This is a genomic window from Streptomyces sp. G45, assembly GCF_049542095.1.
Classification (GTDB): Bacteria; Actinomycetota; Actinomycetes; order Streptomycetales; family Streptomycetaceae; genus Streptomyces.
The window spans coordinates 5,464,032-5,483,669 of record NZ_JBMUZU010000001.1 but is presented as its reverse complement, the minus strand read 5'-3'; the positions used below and the strand labels follow the sequence as shown (position 1 = coordinate 5,483,669).

The following is a 19,638-nucleotide window of genomic DNA, read 5'->3' as shown; positions in this document are numbered from 1 at the left end:
ACGCCGGACGGGCTAGATACAGCCCGGGCGCCCACGCCAGGAAGGGTCAGTCCTCGTAGCCCTCCGCGGCGCGGGCCTCGCGGAGTTCCTTGATGGCGCGCCGCCGTGCCAGGCGGTGGGTGCGGCGGATCTGGGCCTCCTGGTAGCGCCGCCGGTCCCGGTCGGTCTCGGGCAGCACCGGCGGCACCACCCGCGGCTTGCCGTCCGCGTCGACCGCCGCGAACACCAGGTACGCCGACCCCACCTGCTGCGCGGGCGTCGACTCGTTCCAGCGCTCGGCGAGCACCCGCACGCCGACCTCCATCGACGTGCGCCCCGTCCAGTTGACCTGCGCCTTCACATGCACCAGGTCGCCGACGCGGACGGGCGAGAGGAAGGCCATCTCGTCCATGGACGCGGTCACCGCGGGACCGCCGGAGTGCCGTCCGGCGACGGCACCGGCCGCGTCGTCCACAAGTTTCATGATCACGCCGCCGTGCACGGTGCCGAGGAGGTTGGTGTCGGCGTGGGTCATGATGTGGCTGAGCGTGGTGCGGGACGCCGAGGTCGGCTTGCCCGGAACCTCCGACTCCGGAGCGGTGGCCTGATCTGTCATGCCCTCCACCCTAAGCCGGGCGGCCCGCGACCGGGTTACGGGCGCATTGCCACAGCTCTGCTACAGGCGTGACCCGAAACGACGCCCTCCCTGTAAGGCAGGCCGGGCGGCACTGCACACTACTCCACATGAGCGATTGGCCAGACGCGCGGACCGGCGACAACGGTGACCGCCACGGATACGGCAGCGGCGGCGCACAGCCCGAGGGTGCCCGCGTGATGCGCCACGTCCAGCGCCCGGGCCCGGGCGGCCAGGGCGGCCAGGTGCCGCGCCAGCCCTCGTACGACGACGACGTGTACGACGACCTGTACCGCGACCAGCGGGCGGCCCACGGGCAGCAGGGCCAGCCCGGCCAGCACGCCGACCCCGGCGCTCCCGGCGCCCCGGGCCAGCAGGGCTACGACAGCGGCTACAACACCGGCCAGGTCTACGGCACGCCCGCCACCCGCCCGGGCCGCGGCGGCCCCGGCGGCCCGGGGCAGGGCGGCCCGGCCGCGCCGCGCCCGCCGAAGCCGCCGGTCAACTGGAAGAAGCGGATCACCTGGGGCCTGGTCACCTTCCTGGCCCTGCTCATCGTGGTCTCCGTATCGACGTACTTCTGGGCGGACTCCAAGCTCAAGCGCGAGGTCGACCTGTCGAAGGTGATCGAGCGGCCCTCCGGCGGCAAGGGCACGAACTACCTGATCGTGGGCTCCGACAGCCGCGAGGGCATGTCCGACGAGGAGAAGAAGAAGCTCCACACGGGCTCCGCCGAGGGCAAGCGCACGGACTCGATGATGATCCTGCACGTCGCGGACGACGGCGGGAACACGATGATCTCGCTGCCGCGCGACTCGAACGTCACGATCCCCTCCTTCAAGGGCGCCGAGTCCGGCAAGCTCTACCCGGGCACCGGCCGCCAGACCAAGCTCAACGCCGCGTACGCCGAGGACGGCCCCGAGCTGCTCGTGCGCACCGTCGAGGCCAACACGGGTCTGCGCATCGACCACTACGCGGAGATCGGTTTCGGCGGCTTCGCGAAGATCGTCGACGCGGTCGGCGGCGTGGAGATGGACATCCCCAAGGCCTTCAAGGACAAGAAGTCCGGCGCCGACTTCGAGGCGGGCAAGCAGAAGCTGAACGGCGAGGAGGCCCTGGCCTTCGTCCGCACCCGGTACGCCTTCGCGGGCAGCGACCTGGACCGCACCAAGAACCAGCAGAAGTTCCTCGCGGCCCTCGCCAACCAGGCGGCGACGCCGGGCACGATCATCAACCCGTTCAAGCTGTACCCGACGATGGGCGCGGGCCTGGACACGCTGATCGTCGACAAGGACATGGACCTGATGGACGTGGCGTCCATGTTCTGGGCGATGAAGGGCATCACGGGCGGCGACGGCACGTCCATGAACATGCCGATCTCCGGCTCGGTCGGCGGCAACCTCGTCTGGGACAAGGCGAAGGTCAAGCAGCTGGTCGACCAGCTCAACAACGACGAGAAGGTGACGGTGTCGGGCGGCTGACGCCACCGGATCCCACGTACGCGGCCGAGGGGCCCCGCCGGGCGACCGGCGGGGCCCCTCGCGCACGCGGGGGGACGGCTTCGGCCCCGGATACCCCGAACGCTCCGCCCGCCGCGAAGCCGCGCGGCCCCCGTGTCACCGTGGTGCGACGACCACCGACAGGTGCCACCGCCGACCCGTGGAGCTGCCATGGCGGACCTGCACGACGAACTGAACGCCACCGCGGAGGCGGGCGAGCTGGACGCGCTCGCGGCCCCCGCGGACGCCGCGCCCGCCCACGCCCCCGGACCGCGGCCCGCCACGGCACCCGACGACGCCCTCGACCGGGCCCGCGCCCTGCTCGCCGCGCACCCCGTCGCCGACGGGTACAGCGGCCTGCCGTGGGCGCTGCGCGAGCTGCCCTGGCACGACCTGGAGCTGCGGGACAGCTCCCTGGAGACGGATGTGCCGCGGCTGCGGGCGGGCGGGGTCGGCGCCCAGCTGTGGTCCCTGCGGCTGCCGGACGACGTCGACGACGACCGGGCGGTGAGCATCGCGCTGGAGCAGCTCGACCTGGTCAAGCAGGTGGTGACCGCGCACGGCGACGGGCTGCTGCTGGCCCGCGGCGCCTCCGAGACCGCCGACGCGCGCCACCGCGGGCGGATCGCGGTCCTGGTCGGACCGGTGGGCGCGCGTGCCGTCGGCGACTCGGTGGGCGCGCTGCGCGCGCTGCACGCGCTCGGCCTGGGCGCGCTCACGCTCAGCGGCACGTCGTGGGCGGGCGAGGCGGGCCTGAGCGCCTTCGGCGAGGAGGTCGTACGGGAGATGAACCGGCTCGGCGTCCTCGCCGACCTGTCCGGCGCGTCCGAGGCGACCGCGCGGCGGGTGCTGGCCGTGTCCAGGGCGCCGGTGCTCTTCACCCGCTCCGGCGCACGGGCGCTGCGCGACCATCCGGCGAACCTCGACGACGGCCTGCTCGCCGCGGTGGGCGCCGCCAGGGGCCTGGTCCTGGTGCCGCTCGCGGCGGGCCTGACCGGGCCCTCGGTGCGGGACGTGGCCGAGCACCTGGAGCACGTGCGGCGCGTGGCCGGTGCCGAGTGCGTGGCGCTCTCCGGTGCGTACGACACCGGGGCCGCGCACCCCGAGGAGCTGGCCGACGCCTCCCGCTGGCCCCGTCTGATCGCCGAACTCCTCCACCGCGGCTGGACCGAGTCCGACCTCGCGGCCCTCACCTGGGGCAACGTCCAACGCGCCCTGCGCGGCGCCGACTTCACCGCCCGCGCGGCCCGGGAGCGCCGGGGGCCGTCCTCGGCGCGGATCGGGGTGCTGGACGGGTGACTTCCGCTGGCGGGGCGCCGGTTCTGGTGGGGGCGGTGGTCAGTCGATGCGGCAGAGGCAGAACGGGTGGCCCGCCGGGTCGGCGTAGACGCGGAAGTCGCGCTTGCCGTTGTCGTCGTCCAGGTCCAGGGGGCGGGCGCCGAGGGCCAGGACACGCTCCTGGGCCGCTTCCAGCTCCGCCGTCGTGCTGCCCGCGTCCAGGTCCAGGTGGAGCTGCTGGGAGTTGGCGTCGGCGCGGGGCCACTCGGGGGCGCGCAGGTTCTCGGCGCGCTGGAAGGACACCTTCACGCGGCCCGGGGCGACCAGGTCGATCCAGTGGCCGTCGCCGTCCTCGTCGTGGATCGTGCCGCCGATGATCGCGGCGTAGAACTCGGCGAGGGCCCGGGGGTCGGGACAGTCCAGGACGACGTTGTGCAGCTTTGCGATGGGGGCGGACATGGGTCTCCTCCGGTGGTTACTGGCACATGCGGTCTTCCGGTAACGGTTACTCCATGGTGGCCCAGTGGCGGTAACGTCGCAAGCATGAATGACAGAGCGCCCGCGCCCGGCGGCCTCGCGCTGATCCAGGCCCTCGTGAACTCGCTGGACATCGGCGCGGGCACCGACGCCCTCGACACCGCGGCGGGGCGTGCGGCGGTGGGGCTCGACGGCGCGAGCGCGGTGGAGGTCGCCGCCGCCAAGGAGTTGCGGGAGTCGCTGCGGGCCGTCTGCCTCGCCCACGCCGGGCTGCCGCCGCGGGGGGCCGTGCGGCCGCTCGGCGAGCTGCTCGCCGCCGCTCCCCTGCTGGTACGGGTCGACTCCGTCGACGGGTCGGCGGCGCTGGTCCCCGCGGATCCCGGGGCGTTGGCCTCGCGGGTGGCGGCGGCGGTCGCCGGGGCCGTGGTCGACGGGACGTGGGGGCGGCTGAAGGCCTGCGAGGCCGAGAGCTGCCAGTGGGTCTACTTCGACCGGAGCCCTGGGGGGCGGGGGCGGTGGTGTGACATGGGGGTGTGTGGAGCGCGGGCTAAGATGCGCGCGTATCGCGCCCGGCGGGCCGGGCGGGCCCTCTAGGGGTCCCCTCTCCCACCCGCCCGCCCGTTACCGCCTGGCGGAGAGGCCGGGGCCCCTCGTGGGGGTTCCTCGCCGTTGGCGGCTGCGGGTCCGCTTCGCGGCTTTCTTTCCCACCCGCCCGCCCGTTTCCCCCTACCGAGAGGTCGAGGCCCCTCGTGGGGGTTCCTCGCCGTTGGCGGCTGCGGGTCGGTGTGGGCGGGTGGGTGGGCCGTGCCCGCGGTCGTGGGCAGGCGGCCCGTGGGGGGCAGGGGCGCTGTCGGCGCCCCGGGGGGCCGTGCGCTGACGGGGCGGGTGGGTGGGTGGGTGGGCCGTGCCCGCGGTCGTGGGCAGGCGGGCAGGGTGGGGGCGCGTTAGGCCGACGGCCTGCCCATCGCTCGGTAGGTCCAGCCCGCCGCCCGCCACCGCTCGGCGTCCAGCGCGTTGCGGCCGTCCAGGATGACCCGGCGGCCCACGACCGCGCCGAGCGCCTCCGGGTCGAGGGCGCGGAACTCGGCCCACTCCGTGAGGTGCAGGACGACGTCGGCGCCGCGCACGGCCTCCTCGGCGGTGCCCGCGTATCCGAGCGTGGGGAACAGGCGCCGGGCGTTGTCCATGCCCTTGGGGTCGTACACGGTGACCTGGCCGCCCTGGAGGTGGATCTGCCCGGCCACGTTGAGGGCGGGCGAGTCCCGCACGTCGTCGGAGTCCGGCTTGAACGCGGCGCCGAGGACCGCGACCCGCTTGCCGAGGAAGGAGCCGCCGCCCACGGCCTCGCGCGCCAGCTCCACCATGTGCCCGCGGCGGCGCATGTTGATGGAGTCGACCTCGCGCAGGAAGGTGAGGGCCTGGTCGGCGCCCAGCTCGCCCGCCCGGGCCATGAACGCGCGGATGTCCTTGGGCAGGCAGCCGCCGCCGAAGCCGATCCCGGCGCGCAGGAACTTGGCGCCGATCCGGTCGTCGTACCCGAGCGCCTCGGCGAGCTTCACCACGTCGCCGCCCGCGGCCTCGCAGACCTCGGCCATGGCGTTGATGAAGGAGATCTTCGTGGCGAGGAAGGAGTTCGCGGAGGTCTTGACCAGCTCGGCGGTCGGGAAGTCGGTGACCACGAACGGGGTGCCCTCGGCGACCGGCGTCGCGTACACCTCGCGCAGCAGCTTCTCGGCGCGCTCGCCGCGCACGCCGACCACGATCCGGTCGGGGTGCAGCGTGTCCTTGACGGCGAAGCCCTCGCGCAGGAACTCCGGGTTCCAGGCGAGTTCGACCTCGTCGCCCGCGGGGGCGAGTTCGGCGATGCGGGCCGCGAGGCGCTCGGCGCTGCCGACCGGCACGGTGGACTTGCCGACGACCAGGGCGGGCCGGGTGAGGTGCGCGGCCAGGGACTCCATCGCCGCGTCGACGTAGCTCATGTCGCAGGCGTACTCGCCGTGCTTCTGCGGGGTGTTCACGCAGACGAAGTGGACGTCGCCGAAGGCCCCGGCCTCCGCCCAGTCCAGGGTGAAGCGCAGCCGCCCGGTGGAGCCCTCGATGCCCGCGACGTGGCGGCGGAGCAGGTCCTCGAGGCCCGGCTCGTACATCGGGACCTCGCCGCGCTGGAGCATCTCGACCTTCTCGGGCACGACGTCGAGGCCGAGGACCTCGAAGCCCAGCTCGGCCATGGCCGCGGCGTGGGTGGCGCCGAGATAGCCGGTGCCGATCACGGTGATCTTCAGGGCCATGGGTGTGCTCCAGGTGTCCGCGCGTCAGTGCGGTGCCCGAGCATAGTCGGGCGTATCCGGGCCGCTCACGGGGCACGTTCTCCCCTGGTGCCCGACCGTCGCCCGACGGCTGCCCGACGGCTGCCCGGTAGCCGCTCGCCGGTCGCCCGGCAGGGCGCCCGCTGTCGTCAAGCTCACGTATCCCCCGCGTGGGCAGCGCCACTAAAATTTGGGTTACTTAACGGTAGTTAGCGTCATGGGAGCGTGAGATACCTTGGCCGGATCGGCTGACTTCGACCTGTACCGCCCGTCCGAGGAGCACATCATGCTCCGCGACACGATCCGTTCGCTCGCCGAGACGAAGATCGCGCCGTTCGCCGCCGCGGTCGACGAGGAGGCGCGCTTCCCGCAGGAGGCCCTGGACGCCCTGGTCGCCTCCGACCTGCACGCGGTGCACGTCCCGGAGGCGTTCGGCGGCGCGGGCGCCGACGCCCTCGCCACGGTCATCGTGATCGAGGAGGTGGCCCGGGTCTGCGCGTCCTCGTCCCTGATCCCGGCGGTGAACAAGCTGGGCTCGCTGCCCGTCATCCTCTCCGGCTCCGAGGAGCTGAAGCGGAAGTACCTGACGCCGCTCGCCAAGGGCGACGCCATGTTCTCGTACTGCCTCTCCGAGCCGGACGCGGGCTCGGACGCGGCGGGCATGAAGACCAAGGCCGTCCGGGACGGCGACCACTATGTCCTCAACGGCGTGAAGCGCTGGATCACCAACGCGGGCGTCAGCGAGTACTACACGGTCATGGCCGTGACCGACCCCGAGAAGCGCTCCAAGGGCATCTCCGCCTTCGTCGTGGAGAAGTCCGACGAGGGCGTGTCCTTCGGCGCCCCGGAGAAGAAGCTCGGCATCAAGGGCTCCCCCACCCGCGAGGTCTACCTGGACAACGTGCGCATCCCCGCCGACCGCATGATCGGCGCGGAGGGCACGGGCTTCGCGACGGCCATGAAGACCCTGGACCACACCCGCATCACCATCGCCGCCCAGGCCCTCGGCATCGCCCAGGGCGCCCTGGACTACGCCAAGGGGTACGTCCAGGAGCGCAAGCAGTTCGGCAAGCCGATCGCCGACTTCCAGGGCGTGCAGTTCATGCTCGCCGACATGGCCATGAAGATCTCCGCCGCCCGCGCCCTGACCTACCAGGCCGCCGCGGCCTCCGAGCGCGTCGACGCCGACCTCACCTACCAGGGCGCCGCCGCCAAGTGCTTCGCCTCGGACATCGCCATGGAGGTCACCACGGACGCCGTCCAGCTCCTCGGCGGGTACGGCTACACCCGTGACTACCCGGTCGAGCGCATGATGCGCGACGCCAAGATCACCCAGATCTACGAGGGCACGAACCAGGTCCAGCGGATCGTGATGGCCCGCAACCTGCCGTAACGCCACATCCGTACGGCCCGGGCCCCCGGCATCGCGCCGGGGGCCCGGGCCGTGCCGTCTCAGGCGAAGAACGCCGTCAGCTCCCGCGTCACCCGCTCCGGCTGCTCCTCGGCGAGGTAGTGGCCGCTGTCCGCCAGCAGCTCGACGCGGACGTCCCTGGCGTGCTCGGGCATGACGGACGTCAGGAACGCGTGGTTGAAGTGGCCCGCGAGGACGAGCACGGGCGTGCGCAGGCGGTCGTACGTCGCGAAGTCGTCGGCGTCCTGGAGGAACGCCTGGTACCAGGCGTTGCCCGCGCGGATCGCGTCCGGAGTGGAGTACGCCGCGGCGTACACCGCGCGCGAGCGGTCGTCGATCGAGGACGGGTCCTTGAGCAGATAGCCGAAGAGCCAGTCCTGGAGGAGGCCGACGCGCCCGTCGAGCAGCTTCTCCGGCAGGCCCTTGACCTGGTTGAAGGCGAACCACCACAGATAGATGCCGGGGGCGCCCTCCCCGTCCGCGCCGGACCCGGCGGCGGGGAGCAGGGTGAGCTGGCGGATGTGCTCGTCGGGGTGGGGCACGTCCAGGAGGACCAGCTTCCGCACGGCCTCGGGGTGGTTGGCGGCGAGGGCGTGCGCGACCATCGCGCCGATGTCGTGCCCGGCGACGTACGCGCTGTCGTGGCCGAAGTGGCGCAGGAGCGCGTGGATGTCCTCGGCCATCGTCTTCTTGTCGTAGCCCGCGGGGGGCTTGGCCGAGCCGCCCATGCCGCGCAGGTCCACGGCGATCACGCGGAAGCGGCGCGCGAGCGCGGGCATGATCTTGTGGAACTGCCACCAGGTCTGCGGCCAGCCGCCGAGCAGCACGAGCGGCGCGCCGCTGCCGCCCTCGACGTAGTGCAGCCGGACGCCGTTCACCTCGGCGTGCGCGCTGGTGAAGTCGCCGTCCAGGGAGCGGGCCAGGTCCTCGTCGGTCCACTCGCGGGTCACTGCCTCGGTCATGCCGGTCTCCCCATCCCCGTTTTGGATCGTTCAGTACATTACTTGCGAGGACGGTAACTCATTTGGACTGTGCGTTTCAATACCTGGCGGTGAAGAAGGGGCGCGGCCTCAGTGGCCGCGCCCCTCAAGGCTCTTGACGGAGTGTCAGCTTCCGGCGCCGTCCAGCTCCGCCAGCGTCGCGATCGACGGGCCCCGCTCGGCCTGCACCCGCCGCGCCACGTCCTCCGCCGCGCCGAGCACCCGCACCGCGTTGCGCCAGGTCAGCTTGGCGAGGTCGGCGTCGGACCAGCCGCGGTCGAGCAGCTCGGCGATCAGGTTCGGATAGCCCGACACGTCGTCCAGGCCGTCCGGCGTGAAGGCCGTGCCGTCGTAGTCGCCGCCGATGCCGATGTGGTCGATGCCCGCGACCTCGCGCATGTGGTCGAGGTGGTCGGCGACCGTGGCGGCGGTGGCGACCGGGCGCGGGTGGCGCTCCTCGAAGGCCGCGTGGACCTTCATCGCCTCCGGGGTGGTGTCCAGGTGGTGGAAGCCGTGCGCCCGCATGTTGTCGTCGGCCGCGAGCGTCCAGTCGACCGCCGCCTGGAGCACGAACTTCGGTACGAAGGTGGCCATGGCCACGCCGCCGTTCGCGGGCAGGCGCTCCAGGACGTCGTCCGGGATGTTGCGCGGGTGGTCGCAGACCGCGCGGGCGGAGGAGTGGGAGAAGATCACGGGGGCCACGCTGGTGTCCAGGGCCGCCCGCATCGTCGTCGCCGCCACGTGCGAGAGGTCCACCAGCATGCCCAGGCGGTTCATCTCGCGGACCACCTCGTGGCCGAACGGCGACAGGCCGCCCACGCCCGGGGAGTCCGTCGCCGAGTCCGCCCACGCCGTGTTGTCGTTGTGCGTGAGCGTCATATAGCGCACGCCGAGCGCGTACAGCGCCCGCAGCGTGGCCAGCGAGTTGTTGATGGAGTGGCCGCCCTCGGCGCCCATCAGGGAGGCGACGCGGCCCTCGGCGCGGGCCGCCTCCATGTCGGCGGCGGTCAGGGCGCGGCGCAGGTCGGCCGGGTGGCGCGCCAGCAGGCGGTCCACGCAGTCGATCTGTTCGAGCGTGGCGCTGACCGCCGTGTCGCCCGCCAGGTCCGTGCGCACGTACACCGACCAGAACTGCGCGCCGACGCCGCCGGAGCGCAGCCGGGCCAGGTCGGTGTGCAGCCTGCCCGCCTGGTCGTCGGCGATGTCCAGGAGGTCGAGGTCGTACCCGGCCTTCTCGCGCAGCGCCCACGGCAGGTCGTTGTGACCGTCCACGACGGGGAACTCGGCGAGCAGGGCGCGGGCCCGGGCCAGGGAGTCAGGCAGCTTCGTCATGCCGCTACTTTCCCGACCCGAAGCCGAATCCGGAACCCGCCCCCTCGACCTTGGCGCGCAGCCGCTTGCCCTTCTCGGTGGCCTGGTCGTTCAGCTCCTGCTGGAACTCCCGCATGCGGGCGAGGAGTTCACCGTCGTGCGCGGCGAGGATGCGGGCCGCGAGCAGGCCCGCGTTGCGCGCGCCGCCCACCGACACCGTCGCCACCGGCACGCCCGCGGGCATCTGCACGATGGACAGCAGCGAGTCCATGCCGTCCAGGTACTTCAGCGGTACGGGCACGCCGATCACCGGCAGCGGGGTCACCGACGCGAGCATGCCCGGCAGGTGGGCGGCTCCCCCGGCTCCGGCGATGATCGCCTTCAGGCCGCGGTCGGCGGCCTGCTCGCCGTACGCGACCATCTCGCGCGGCATGCGGTGGGCGGAGACCACGTCCACCTCGTACGCGATCTCGAACTCGTCGAGGGCCTTGGCGGCGGCCTCCATGACGGGCCAGTCGGAGTCCGAGCCCATGACGATGCCGACGGCGGGCGACTGCGGGGAGGTCATTCGGTGATCGTTCCTCTGAGGTATCCGGCAGCGTGACGGGCGCGCTCAAGGGCGTCGTCGAGGTCGTCGCCGTAGGTGTTGACGTGTCCGACCTTGCGGCCGGGCTTCACGTCCTTGCCGTACATGTGGATCTTCAGCTTCGGGTCGCGCGCCATGCAGTGCAGGTACGCGCCGTACATGTCGGGGAAGTCGCCGCCGAGGACGTTGGCCATGACCGTCCAGCGGGCGCGCGGGCGCGGGTCGCCGAGGGGCAGGTCGAGGACCGCGCGGACGTGGTTGGCGAACTGGGAGGTGACCGCGCCGTCCTGGGTCCAGTGGCCGGAGTTGTGCGGGCGCATCGCCAGCTCGTTGACCAGGACGCGGCCGTCGTGGGTCTCGAACAGCTCGACGGCCAGGTGCCCGACGACGCCCAGCTCGCGGGCCACGCGCAGCGCCAGGTCCTGGGCCCGCCCGGCGAGGTCGTCGCTGAGGCCGGGGGCGGGCGCGATCACCGTGTCGCAGACGCCGTCGACCTGCCGGGACTCCACCACGGGGTACGCCACGGCCTGGCCGTGCGGGGAGCGGACGACGTTCGCCGCCAGCTCCCGTACGAAGTCGACCTTCTCCTCGGCGAGCACGGGCACGCCCGCCTTGAACGGCTCGGCGGCCTCCTCGGCGGAGCGCACCACCCACACGCCCTTGCCGTCGTACCCGCCGCGCACGGTCTTGAGGACCACGGGGAAGCCGTCGCCCTCCGCCGCGAACGCGGCCACGTCCGCCGGATCGGTCACGATGCGGTGGCGCGGACAGGGCACCCCGAGCGCGTCCAGCTTGGCGCGCATCACGCCCTTGTCCTGGGCGTGCACCAACGCGTCGGGCCCCGGGCGCACGGGGATGCCGTCCGCCTCCAGGGCCCGCAGGTGCTCGGTGGGTACGTGTTCGTGATCGAAGGTGATCACGTCGCAGCCCCGCGCGAAGTCGCGCAGCGTGTCCAGGTCGCGATAGTCGCCGATGACGACGTCGCTGACGACCTGCGCCGCGGAATCCTGCGGAGTGTCACTGAGGAGCTTGAACCTGATGCCGAGCGGGATGCCCGCCTCGTGTGTCATACGAGCGAGCTGGCCCCCGCCGACCATGCCGACTACCGGGAACGTCACACCCACAGGGTATCGGCCGTCCGGGGCGGGGCCGATTCCGCGTGCGGGCGTCACGTGCGGGCGTCACAGGGGTGCCACAGAGTGGCGGCGCCCGCGCGCGCCGTCCGAGGGCGCTGGTTAGCATGGCTGGGTTGACGCGAACGGGGAAACCGCCCACCACGGCGACACATCACGGCGAACGTTCCGGACCGACCCGGACTGCCGCGGCCTGACGCGGGCCGTCGCGGGCCGTCGTGGACCGACGCGGACCGACACCGACACATCGACACACTGACACTGACACCGACGCGGGGGCTGGGGCGACCAACCATGACGGACCGTGGCGCACTGAGGGTGCGACTGGACCAGCTCGCACGCGAGGTCGCCAAGTTCGGGGCCGTCGGCGCGGTGGGCACGCTGGTCAACTTCGCCGTGTTCAACCTCGTACGGCATGTCACGGACCTCCAGGTGGTGCGCGCCAGCGTGATCGCCACGGTCGTGGCGATCTGCTGCAACTACGTGGGGTTCCGGTACTTCACCTACCGTGACCGCGACAAGAGTGGGCGCACCCGGGAGCTGACGCTGTTCCTGCTGTTCAGCGTGGTCGGCCTGGTCATCGAGAACGGCGTGCTGTACGTCGCGACCTACGGGTTCGACTGGGACAGCAAGCTCCAGACGAACTTCTTCAAGTTCCTCGGCATGGGCATCGCCACGCTGTTCCGCTTCTGGTCCTACCGCTCCTGGGTGTTCCGGGCGCTGCCCGCGCGCGAGGCCGTCGCGCATGCCGAATCGTTCCTGGAGAGCGACGCGGAGCGGCCCGCGCCGTCCGCCGCGCGGGGCAGCCGCTGACCCCGGCGCGGGCGGCCTCGGGGCGGCCCGGCGGCGCTCAGCGGACCGTCCCGCCGCCCGTCGGCTCGCCGCCCGCGCCCTCGTCCCGGCAGCCCGGCGTGCGCGACAGGAACAGCCCGAACACCGGCGGCTTCGCCTGCAGCATCTCCAGGCGGCCGCCGTCCGCCTCGGCCAGGTCACGGGCCACGGCGAGGCCGATGCCGGTGGAGTTGCGGCCGCTGATGGCCCGCTCGAAGATCCGCGCGCCGAGGTCCGCGGGCACGCCGGGGCCGCTGTCGGTGACCTCTACGACCGCCTGGTTGCCGGTGACGCGGGTGCGCAGGGCGACGGTGCCGCCGCCGTGCATCAGGGAGTTCTCGATCAGCGCCGCCAGGACCTGCGCGACCGCGCCGGGCGTGCCCACCGCCGTCAGGTGCCGCTTGCCGGAGCTGACGATCGCGCGGCCCGCGCTGCGGTAGGCGGGGCGCCACTCCTCCAGCTGCTGCTTGATCACCTCGTCCAGGTCGAAGGCGACGGCGGAGCCGGTGCGCGGGTCCCGCGAGTTGGTGAGCAGCCGCTCCACCACGTCCGTGAGCCGCTCCACCTGCGCCAGCGCGATCGTCGCCTCCTCCTTGACCGTGTCCAGGTCGTCGGTGACGGTGATCTCCTCCAGGCGCATCGACAGGGCCGTCAGCGGCGTGCGCAGCTGGTGCGAGGCGTCGGCGGCCAGGCGCCGCTCCGCCGTCAGCATCCGGGCGATCCGCTCCGCGCTGGCGTCCAGGACGTCGGCGACCCGGTCCAGCTCCGGGACGCCGTAGCGGCGGTGGCGGGGGCGGGGGTCGCCGGAGCCGAGGCGCTCCGCGGTCTCCGCGAGGTCGGTGAGCGGGGAGGCGAGGCGGTTGGCCTGGCGTACGGCGAGCAGGACGGCCGCGACGATCGCGAGCAGCGCCACGCCGCCGATGATCAGCAGGGTGCGGCCCACCTCGTGCGTGACCGCCGTGCGCGGCTCCTCCACGGTGACCCGCTCGCCCTCCTCGCCGTCCTCCGTGGCCCGGATGACGTCGCCCGGGGGGCGGGCGCCGACCTCGATGGGGGCGCGGCCCGGGATCTCGATGCGGGCGTACCGGTCGGTGTCCACCCACTTGCGCAGCACCTCGCCGCTGACGCGCTCGTCGCCGATCAGACGGCTGTCCACGATGCTGGCAAGGCGCAGCGCCTCGGACTCCACGCGCTCCTGGGCGCTGTTGCTGATCGTGCGGGTCTCGACGATCACGAGGGAGACCCCGAAGACGGCGATGACCACGAGGACCACGGCGAGGGTGGAGTTGATGAGACGACGACGCACGGGGCCCTCCGGCCGGGCAGGGTAACGGACCCGTCCAGTGTGCCCCGGGGTCAGGGGCCACCCCTCGCCCCACCGCTACGGCGGGGGTTCTCCCCGCCCGCCCTCCCTAGGGGGCACCCCGAACGGCAGGGGGCGGCGACGGGCCCCCACCCGCAGCCGCCGACGGCGCCCAGCCAAGACGAGGAGCGCCCACCTCACAACCAGGCCGAGACGGGCGGGCGGGTGGGAAAGAACCGCCAAGGCCCCCGGCCAGACTCAGCTCTTCTCGAAGCGGAAGCCAACACCCCGTACCGTCGCGATATACCGCGGATTCGCCGCGTCGTCCCCCAGCTTCTTGCGCAGCCAGGAGATGTGCATGTCGAGGGTCTTCGTGGAGGACCACCACGTGGTGTCCCAGACCTCCCGCATCAGCTGGTCCCGCGTGACCACGCGCCCGGCGTCGCGCACCAGCACCCGCAGCAGGTCGAACTCCTTGGCCGTGAGCTGGAGTTCCTCCTCGCCCATCCAGGCCCGGTGGGACTCGACGTCGATGCGCACCCCGTGCGTGGCGGGCGGCTGCGCCGGTTCCGTGGCGCCGCGCCGCAGCAGGGCCCGGACCCGGGCGAGCAGCTCGGCGAGGCGGAACGGCTTGGTGACGTAGTCGTCGGCGCCCGCGTCGAGGCCGACCACCGTGTCCACCTCGTCCGCGCGGGCGGTGAGGATCAGGATCGGCACCGTGTGCCCCTCGGCGCGCAGGCGGCGGGCCACCTCCAGGCCGTCCATGCCGGGCAGGCCGAGGTCGAGCACGACCAGGTCCACCGCGCCCTGCAACCCGGCGTCGAGCGCGGTCGGTCCGTCCTCACGCACCTCGACCTCGTACCCCTCCCGGCGCAGGGCGCGGGCCAGCGGTTCCGAGATGGACGCGTCGTCCTCGGCGAGCAGTACACGGGTCATGCAGTGATGGTAGTCCGCGCCGGACCACCGGCGAGGGGCCCAGGCCGCCGTGCGCGCCCCCGCATCCCGCCGTGCGCCGCCCCGTGGGGGCGCCCGCTCCCGGAACGTCATCGTCCGTCTCGCGGAACTTCACGCTCCGGGATGCGATCCTTGGGTAGGTCTAAGAAACACCTTGGATTGTGTGCCGTTGGTTCCGACGTAACCTGTGATCCATCTCTCAAGTCCTTCCAAATGCCGAAGTGTCGTGGCGTATGGTGGCGAGAAGCCTGTAGCACCACTCAAGGACCTTTGGCCGCTATTGAGCGCCTGAAGGTCTCTTCTGTGTGCGGGCTGGCGATCGCCAGCCCGGAAAGGAATGACCTGTGGTCGGGCCCCGCACGCGATGATGCGTCCCGGGGTGTGGATCTCGGTGTCGCCGTCCCTCGTACCCCGCGCAGCGGAGCGAACCCCCGGCCAGGCGCGGGGGCGGGCGGCCCGGCGCCGGTGCCGACCGCCCCCCACCGGGCGCGTCCCCGGCCCCCGGGCCGCGCGCGTCCCGTACACCACGAGGATCGACCCATGGCGTCCAGCCTGACGAAGGACTCGGCCAGCGCTCCTGGCTCCGAGAAGACCTTCTTCGGCCACCCCCGCGGCCTGGCCACTCTCTTCATGACCGAGATGTGGGAGCGCTTCAGCTTCTACGGCATGAAGGCCCTGCTCCCCCTGTATCTGGTCGCGCCCGGCGGCATGGATATGAACGCCGCCACGGCCACGGCGATCTTCTCGATCTACATGGCCATGGTGTACCTGCTCGCCATGCCGGGCGGCTGGTTCGCGGACCGCCTGTGGGGCCCGCGCAAGACGATCACGATCGCCGCCCTGGTGATCATGGCGGGTCACATCACGCTGGCGCTGCCGGGCCAGGCGATGTTCTTCCTCGGCCTGGTCCTCGTCGCGATCGGCTCCGGCCTGCTGAAGGCCAACATCTCCACGATGGTCGGCCACCTCTACGACGGCCCGGACGACCCGCGCCGCGACGGCGGCTTCACGGTCTTCTACATCGGCATCAACCTGGGCGCCTTCATCGCGCCGCTCGCCATCGGCACGGTCGGCGAGAAGGTCAACTGGCACCTGGGCTTCGCCCTCGCCGCCGTCGGCATGGGCCTCGGCCTCGCGCAGTTCCTGCTGGGCGGCCGCCACCTGAGCGAGCGCAGCAGCGTCGTACCGAAGCCGGTGGAGAAGCCGGAGCTGATGGGCCTGCTCCGCAAGGCCATGCTGTGGGTCATCGCCGCGGTCGTCTTCTACGGCGTCACGGTCGCCACCGGCGTCTACACGCTGAACTGGGCGACGGTCCCGATCGCGCTCCTCGGCCTGGTCATCCCGATCTCGGTGCTCACGCGCATCAAGCGCGACAAGGAGCTGTCCCAGGTCGAGCAGTCCAAGATGACCGCGTACATCTGGTTCTTCGTGGCCGCCGCCGTCTTCTGGATGATCTACGACCAGGGCGCGTCGACCGTGGCCCTGTTCGGCAAGAACTCCACGGACACCTCGATCCTCGGCTTCGACTTCCCGGTCTCCTGGTACCAGTCGGTCAACCCGGTCCTGATCATGGCCCTTGCCCCGGTCGTCGCCTGGCTGTGGCTGGCGCTGAACCGCAGCGGCAAGGAGCCGAGCACGGTCGTGAAGTTCGCCTCCGGCCTGATCCTGATCGGCGCCTCGTTCTTCGTCTTCCTGATCCCGCTGACCATGGCGGCGGACGGCGAGAAGGTCGGCGCGTACTGGATGGTGGCGATCTACTTCATGCACACCGTCGGTGAGCTGTGCCTCTCCCCGGTCGGCCTGTCCGTCACCACGAAGATGGCCCCCGAGAAGTACGCCTCCCAGATGCTGGGCGTCTGGTTCCTCGCCGTCACCGCCGGTGACTGCACCACCAGCCTCCTGTCCACGGCGGGCGTCGACCTCAACAAGACGGGCGTGGTCGCCATGGAGGCCACCCTCGCCGTCCTCGCGGGCCTGGCGGTCTACATGTACCGCAAGAAGGTCAAGTCCCTGATGGGCGACGTGAACTAGCCGCCCCCGGGCACGGTATGCGTGAAGGGCCGCCGCACCTCGTGGTGCGGCGGCCCTTCACGCATACCGTGCCCGGGCGCCCCCTCAGGGCCCGCCCTCCGTCGGGGGGCCGTGGTCGGACGGCGCGGTGTCCGGCGTGAACCAGGGCAGCGCACCGGGCGCCGGGTCCGTACGGGTACGAGGACGAGTGCCGTCGCGGGCCGGGCGCCCGGCGGTGGCGGCGCCCCCGGGCAGCCGCAGGCGCCGGACGAGGTCGGTGAGCCGGGCGGCGCGGTGGCGCCCCGGCGGGCGGCGACGGGGGGCGCGCGCCGGGCGGAGCCGGTCGACGACGGCCATGCCGACGCGGAACACGGCCACCGGCACCACCAGGCACAGCAGCACCCAGAACAGGGTGACGCCCCACGGCCGCCCCACGTCCCACGGCTGCTCGGCGAGGACCTGTCCGCCGTACCTCAGGGACACCAGGTAGTCGCCGTGCGCGCCCGCGGGCAACTCCACCGGCAGCGTGATCCGCGCCTTGCGGCCGGGGGCGATCGTGCCGCGCCACTGCTGCTCCTCCCAGGAGGGCGCGAACACGCCGTGCGCGGTGCCGACCTGGAACACGGGGTTCCGGACGGGGGTGGAGCCGACGTTGCCGACGGTGACGACCAGCCGCCGGGTGGGCGGGGAGCCGAACCAGGTGAGCAGGCCGCTCGCGCCGTCCAGCCGGGTGTCCGTGAGGACGGACAGCCGCCCGCCGCGCGCCCTGGGCAGCGGCGCCACCGGGTGCCCGGCGACCTGGAGCGCGGCGTCCGCGCTGGCCTTCCTCCCGGTGACGGTGGCGACGTGCACGACGCACGGGCAGGGCACCGGGGGCTCGGCGACGGGCAGCCGCTCGCGGAAGGCGCCCTCGGCGTCGGCGGTGACGGCACGGCCCTCGGCGTTGGCACAGGAGTCGGTGCCGCCGGGCACCCCGCCCGCGGGGGTGGCCCGACCGCAGACCAGCATCATCAGCAGGGCGCGCTCGCGCCACCCCGCGCCCTTGACGAGGACCGAACCGCCGCTGCCCGCCTGGGACGTGGACAGCGTCACGCGGGGCCTGCCCTCCGCCGCGCCCGCGACCGCCCCGGCCCCCGGCACCAGGGCCCCGAGCGCGAACTCCAGGACCAGCGCCAGCGCCACGACCACCGCGAGCGAGGGGAAACCCGCCGCACTCCGAACGAACCGCACCCTCACGTCAGCCCCCAGCCCGGCGCGGCCGTCCCGCCCCGCCGTCTCGCCCGTGGTCTCGCCCCGTGGTCAGCGCGACCGCGCCGCCTGGCCCCGCCGCGTCAGCCACAGCGCCCCGGCCGCCCCGGCGAGCAGCACCGTGCCGCCGAGCGTGCCGAGCGCGATGACGGAGTCGGTGGGCCCGGTCTGCGGCAACTGGTCCTCACCGGAACCGGAGCCCGACCCGGATCCGGAACCGGAGCCCGACCCAGGGCCAGAGCCAGAGCCGGAACCCGCCCCGCTCCCCGGGCCCGTACCCGCATCACTGCCCGAGCCGCCCGAGCCTCCCGCGGCCTTGACCGTCAGGGTCAGCGACGGCTTCGGGTCGTTCGAGGGCGTGCACGTCGTCGTCGTACCGAGGGCCCTGATGGTCAGGACCCCGGCGGTGAAGGTGACCTTGCCGGACTTCTTCGGCGTGTACGTGCCGGTCAGGGTGCTGATCTTGATGGGGGTGTTGGCGGGGATCGCCGTGCTGTTGGGCGGACCGGAGACGGAGACGGTGCCGCTGCCCGCGCCGCCGAGTTCGATGAGCGCGCTCGGCTTCATGGCGCCCTTGCCCAGCTCGACGGGGCTGGAGGAGACGCCCTTCTGGAAGGACATGGAGAGCTTGTAGCCGCCGCCGCTGCGGACGCTCCTGATGTCGATGGGCGAGACGGCGCCCTTGTTGCCGATGGGGGTCCTGCACTGGTAGTCGACGTCCTGGACCGTGGCGCGGGCGGCGGGCGCGGTGAGCAGCAGCCCCGGTCCGGCCAGGGCGGCGGCCAGCACGAGCGCGGCCGGTTTCCTCTGGTACGACACCTCGTTCTTCCCCTCATGCCGGTGGTGCGGCCTGGTCCGTGCCGCGCTCATCCAGGGGGATTTGCTGACGACACATCAGATCGGGCGCTCAAGGTACGCCGGGGACCTTGAGGAGGGAAGAGAGAGGAAGCGACGGAAGGCGCGGCGCAAAGCGGGAGCGAGAGCGGGAGCGGCGGGACGGCGAGCACCTGACCGAGGGCATGACCAAGGGCATGACTGAGGGCAAGGCTGAGGGCATGACGACGCGCCGGACCCGTAGGCATGGATCCGGCGCGTGGGGAACCGCGGACGATCCCGCTGGGGGACGGCGGCGCGCTAGCCGGGTGCCCCCAGCTCGGCCCACACCGTCTTGCCCGTCGCCCCGGGGTGCGGGCCACGCCCCAGTCGAGGCAGAGCCGCTGCACGATGAACATGCCGTGCCCGCCGGGCCGCCCCGCGCGGTGCGGGGTGCGCGGCGCGGGCTGTCCCGCGCCGCGGTCGGAGACCTCGACGCGCAGCACCTTCCGGCCGTGGTCGCAGGAGAGCCACAGCTGGTCCGGGCCCTCGGCGTGCAGGCAGGCGTTGGTCACCAGCTCGGAGACGACGAGCAGGACGTCCTCGGCGGCCGCGCGGCGGTCGGCGCCGACGGCGGGCAGCCAGCCCCAGGCGTGCAGGGCCTCGCGGGTGAAGTCGCGCGCGAGCGGCACGACACCGCTCGCGCCGTCCAGGCTCAGGCTGCGGACCTGGCGGTCCCCGGTCTCCGGGGCGCCCGCGGGCGCGGCGGCGTCCGCCACGGCGGCCTCCGGGTCCGGGCCACGGTCGCCCGGCGAGTAAGGCCGGGTGGTGCTCATCAGCACTTCACCTCACCGACAAGAGGACTCTGGACAAGTGACGGGACGA

17 protein-coding genes and 1 pseudogene are annotated in these 19,638 nt (G+C 72.9%); 6 read left to right on the top strand and 12 right to left on the bottom strand.

The genetic code is table 11. From position 1 onward, the window contains the following. Positions 1–46: 46 nt before the first annotated feature. Positions 47–595, bottom strand: coding sequence for an acyl-CoA thioesterase (locus ACOBQU_RS23125; RefSeq protein WP_423629212.1), 549 nt, complete (start codon positions 593–595; stop codon positions 47–49). Between the two features lie 128 nt (positions 596–723). Here ACOBQU_RS23125 and ACOBQU_RS23120 point away from each other — a divergent pair, with 128 nt between their 5' ends. Next, positions 724–2,094 (top strand): LCP family protein, encoded by a 1,371-nt coding sequence (locus ACOBQU_RS23120; RefSeq protein ID WP_423629211.1) that lies wholly within the window; start codon positions 724–726, stop codon positions 2,092–2,094. 189 nt (positions 2,095–2,283) lie between these two features. Further along, positions 2,284–3,411 carry a dipeptidase gene (locus ACOBQU_RS23115; RefSeq protein WP_423629210.1) on the top strand — a complete coding sequence of 376 codons (1,128 nt, stop codon included), beginning with the start codon at positions 2,284–2,286 and terminating at the stop codon, positions 3,409–3,411. 39 nt (positions 3,412–3,450) lie between these two features. Here ACOBQU_RS23115 and ACOBQU_RS23110 read toward each other — a convergent pair whose 3' ends face one another. Then, positions 3,451–3,849 (bottom strand): VOC family protein, encoded by a 399-nt coding sequence (locus ACOBQU_RS23110; RefSeq protein WP_423629209.1) that lies wholly within the window; start codon positions 3,847–3,849, stop codon positions 3,451–3,453. 84 nt (positions 3,850–3,933) lie between these two features. Between ACOBQU_RS23110 and ACOBQU_RS23105 the strand changes: the two genes are divergently transcribed. Continuing rightward, a complete protein-coding gene (locus tag ACOBQU_RS23105) occupies positions 3,934–4,461 on the top strand; it encodes a CGNR zinc finger domain-containing protein (protein WP_423629208.1) in 528 nt (175 codons plus the stop codon). 350 nt (positions 4,462–4,811) lie between these two features. Here ACOBQU_RS23105 and ACOBQU_RS23100 read toward each other — a convergent pair whose 3' ends face one another. Beyond that, positions 4,812–6,155 carry a UDP-glucose dehydrogenase family protein gene (locus ACOBQU_RS23100; RefSeq protein ID WP_423629207.1) on the bottom strand — a complete coding sequence of 448 codons (1,344 nt, stop codon included), beginning with the start codon at positions 6,153–6,155 and terminating at the stop codon, positions 4,812–4,814. A gap of 253 nt (positions 6,156–6,408) precedes the next feature. Between ACOBQU_RS23100 and ACOBQU_RS23095 the strand changes: the two genes are divergently transcribed. Further along, positions 6,409–7,566, top strand: a complete 1,158-nt coding sequence (locus tag ACOBQU_RS23095; protein WP_423629206.1) for an acyl-CoA dehydrogenase family protein — start codon at positions 6,409–6,411, stop codon at positions 7,564–7,566. 59 nt (positions 7,567–7,625) lie between these two features. On the opposite strand, the gene ACOBQU_RS23090 is transcribed toward ACOBQU_RS23095, so the two are convergent. The 4 genes from ACOBQU_RS23090 to ACOBQU_RS23075 all read right to left on the bottom strand — a co-directional run bounded on the left by ACOBQU_RS23090 (position 7,626) and on the right by ACOBQU_RS23075 (position 11,579). Next, the gene (locus tag ACOBQU_RS23090; RefSeq protein ID WP_423629205.1) at positions 7,626–8,546 is read right to left on the bottom strand and encodes an alpha/beta fold hydrolase; all 921 of its coding nucleotides are present in this window, start codon (positions 8,544–8,546) and stop codon (positions 7,626–7,628) included. Positions 8,547–8,690: 144 nt separating this feature from the next. Further along, the gene (locus ACOBQU_RS23085; RefSeq protein WP_423629204.1) at positions 8,691–9,896 is read right to left on the bottom strand and encodes a dipeptidase; all 1,206 of its coding nucleotides are present in this window, start codon (positions 9,894–9,896) and stop codon (positions 8,691–8,693) included. A 4-nt stretch (positions 9,897–9,900) separates the two neighbouring features. Further along, on the bottom strand, positions 9,901–10,443 hold the full coding sequence (gene purE / locus ACOBQU_RS23080; protein ID WP_423629203.1) for a 5-(carboxyamino)imidazole ribonucleotide mutase: 543 nt from the start codon (positions 10,441–10,443) through the stop codon (positions 9,901–9,903). After that, a complete protein-coding gene (locus ACOBQU_RS23075; RefSeq protein WP_423629202.1) occupies positions 10,440–11,579 on the bottom strand; it encodes a 5-(carboxyamino)imidazole ribonucleotide synthase in 1,140 nt (379 codons plus the stop codon). The genes purE and ACOBQU_RS23075 overlap by 4 nt, the downstream gene beginning before the upstream one ends. A 309-nt stretch (positions 11,580–11,888) precedes the next feature. Here ACOBQU_RS23075 and ACOBQU_RS23070 point away from each other — a divergent pair, with 309 nt between their 5' ends. Beyond that, entirely contained in the window at positions 11,889–12,407 is a 519-nt protein-coding gene (locus ACOBQU_RS23070) for a GtrA family protein (protein ID WP_423629201.1), read from the top strand. A gap of 37 nt (positions 12,408–12,444) precedes the next feature. On the opposite strand, the gene ACOBQU_RS23065 is transcribed toward ACOBQU_RS23070, so the two are convergent. After that, positions 12,445–13,731, bottom strand: a complete 1,287-nt coding sequence (locus tag ACOBQU_RS23065) for an ATP-binding protein (protein WP_423629200.1) — start codon at positions 13,729–13,731, stop codon at positions 12,445–12,447. A gap of 255 nt (positions 13,732–13,986) precedes the next feature. Next, positions 13,987–14,664, bottom strand: coding sequence for a response regulator transcription factor (locus ACOBQU_RS23060; protein WP_423629199.1), 678 nt, complete (start codon positions 14,662–14,664; stop codon positions 13,987–13,989). A 558-nt stretch (positions 14,665–15,222) separates the two neighbouring features. Between ACOBQU_RS23060 and ACOBQU_RS23055 the strand changes: the two genes are divergently transcribed. Then, entirely contained in the window at positions 15,223–16,713 is a 1,491-nt protein-coding gene (locus tag ACOBQU_RS23055; RefSeq protein ID WP_423629198.1) for a peptide MFS transporter, read from the top strand. Between the two features lie 84 nt (positions 16,714–16,797). Here ACOBQU_RS23055 and ACOBQU_RS23050 read toward each other — a convergent pair whose 3' ends face one another. The 3 genes and pseudogenes from ACOBQU_RS23050 to ACOBQU_RS23040 form a co-directional block, all read right to left on the bottom strand. Further along, a complete protein-coding gene (locus ACOBQU_RS23050) occupies positions 16,798–17,880 on the bottom strand; it encodes a hypothetical protein (RefSeq protein ID WP_423629197.1) in 1,083 nt (360 codons plus the stop codon). 111 nt (positions 17,881–17,991) lie between these two features. Next, positions 17,992–18,810 carry an LPXTG cell wall anchor domain-containing protein gene (locus tag ACOBQU_RS23045; protein ID WP_423629196.1) on the bottom strand — a complete coding sequence of 273 codons (819 nt, stop codon included), beginning with the start codon at positions 18,808–18,810 and terminating at the stop codon, positions 17,992–17,994. Positions 18,811–19,074: 264 nt separating this feature from the next. Beyond that, a pseudogene (locus ACOBQU_RS23040) lies at positions 19,075–19,589 on the bottom strand (ATP-binding protein). Positions 19,590–19,638 lie beyond the last annotated feature (49 nt).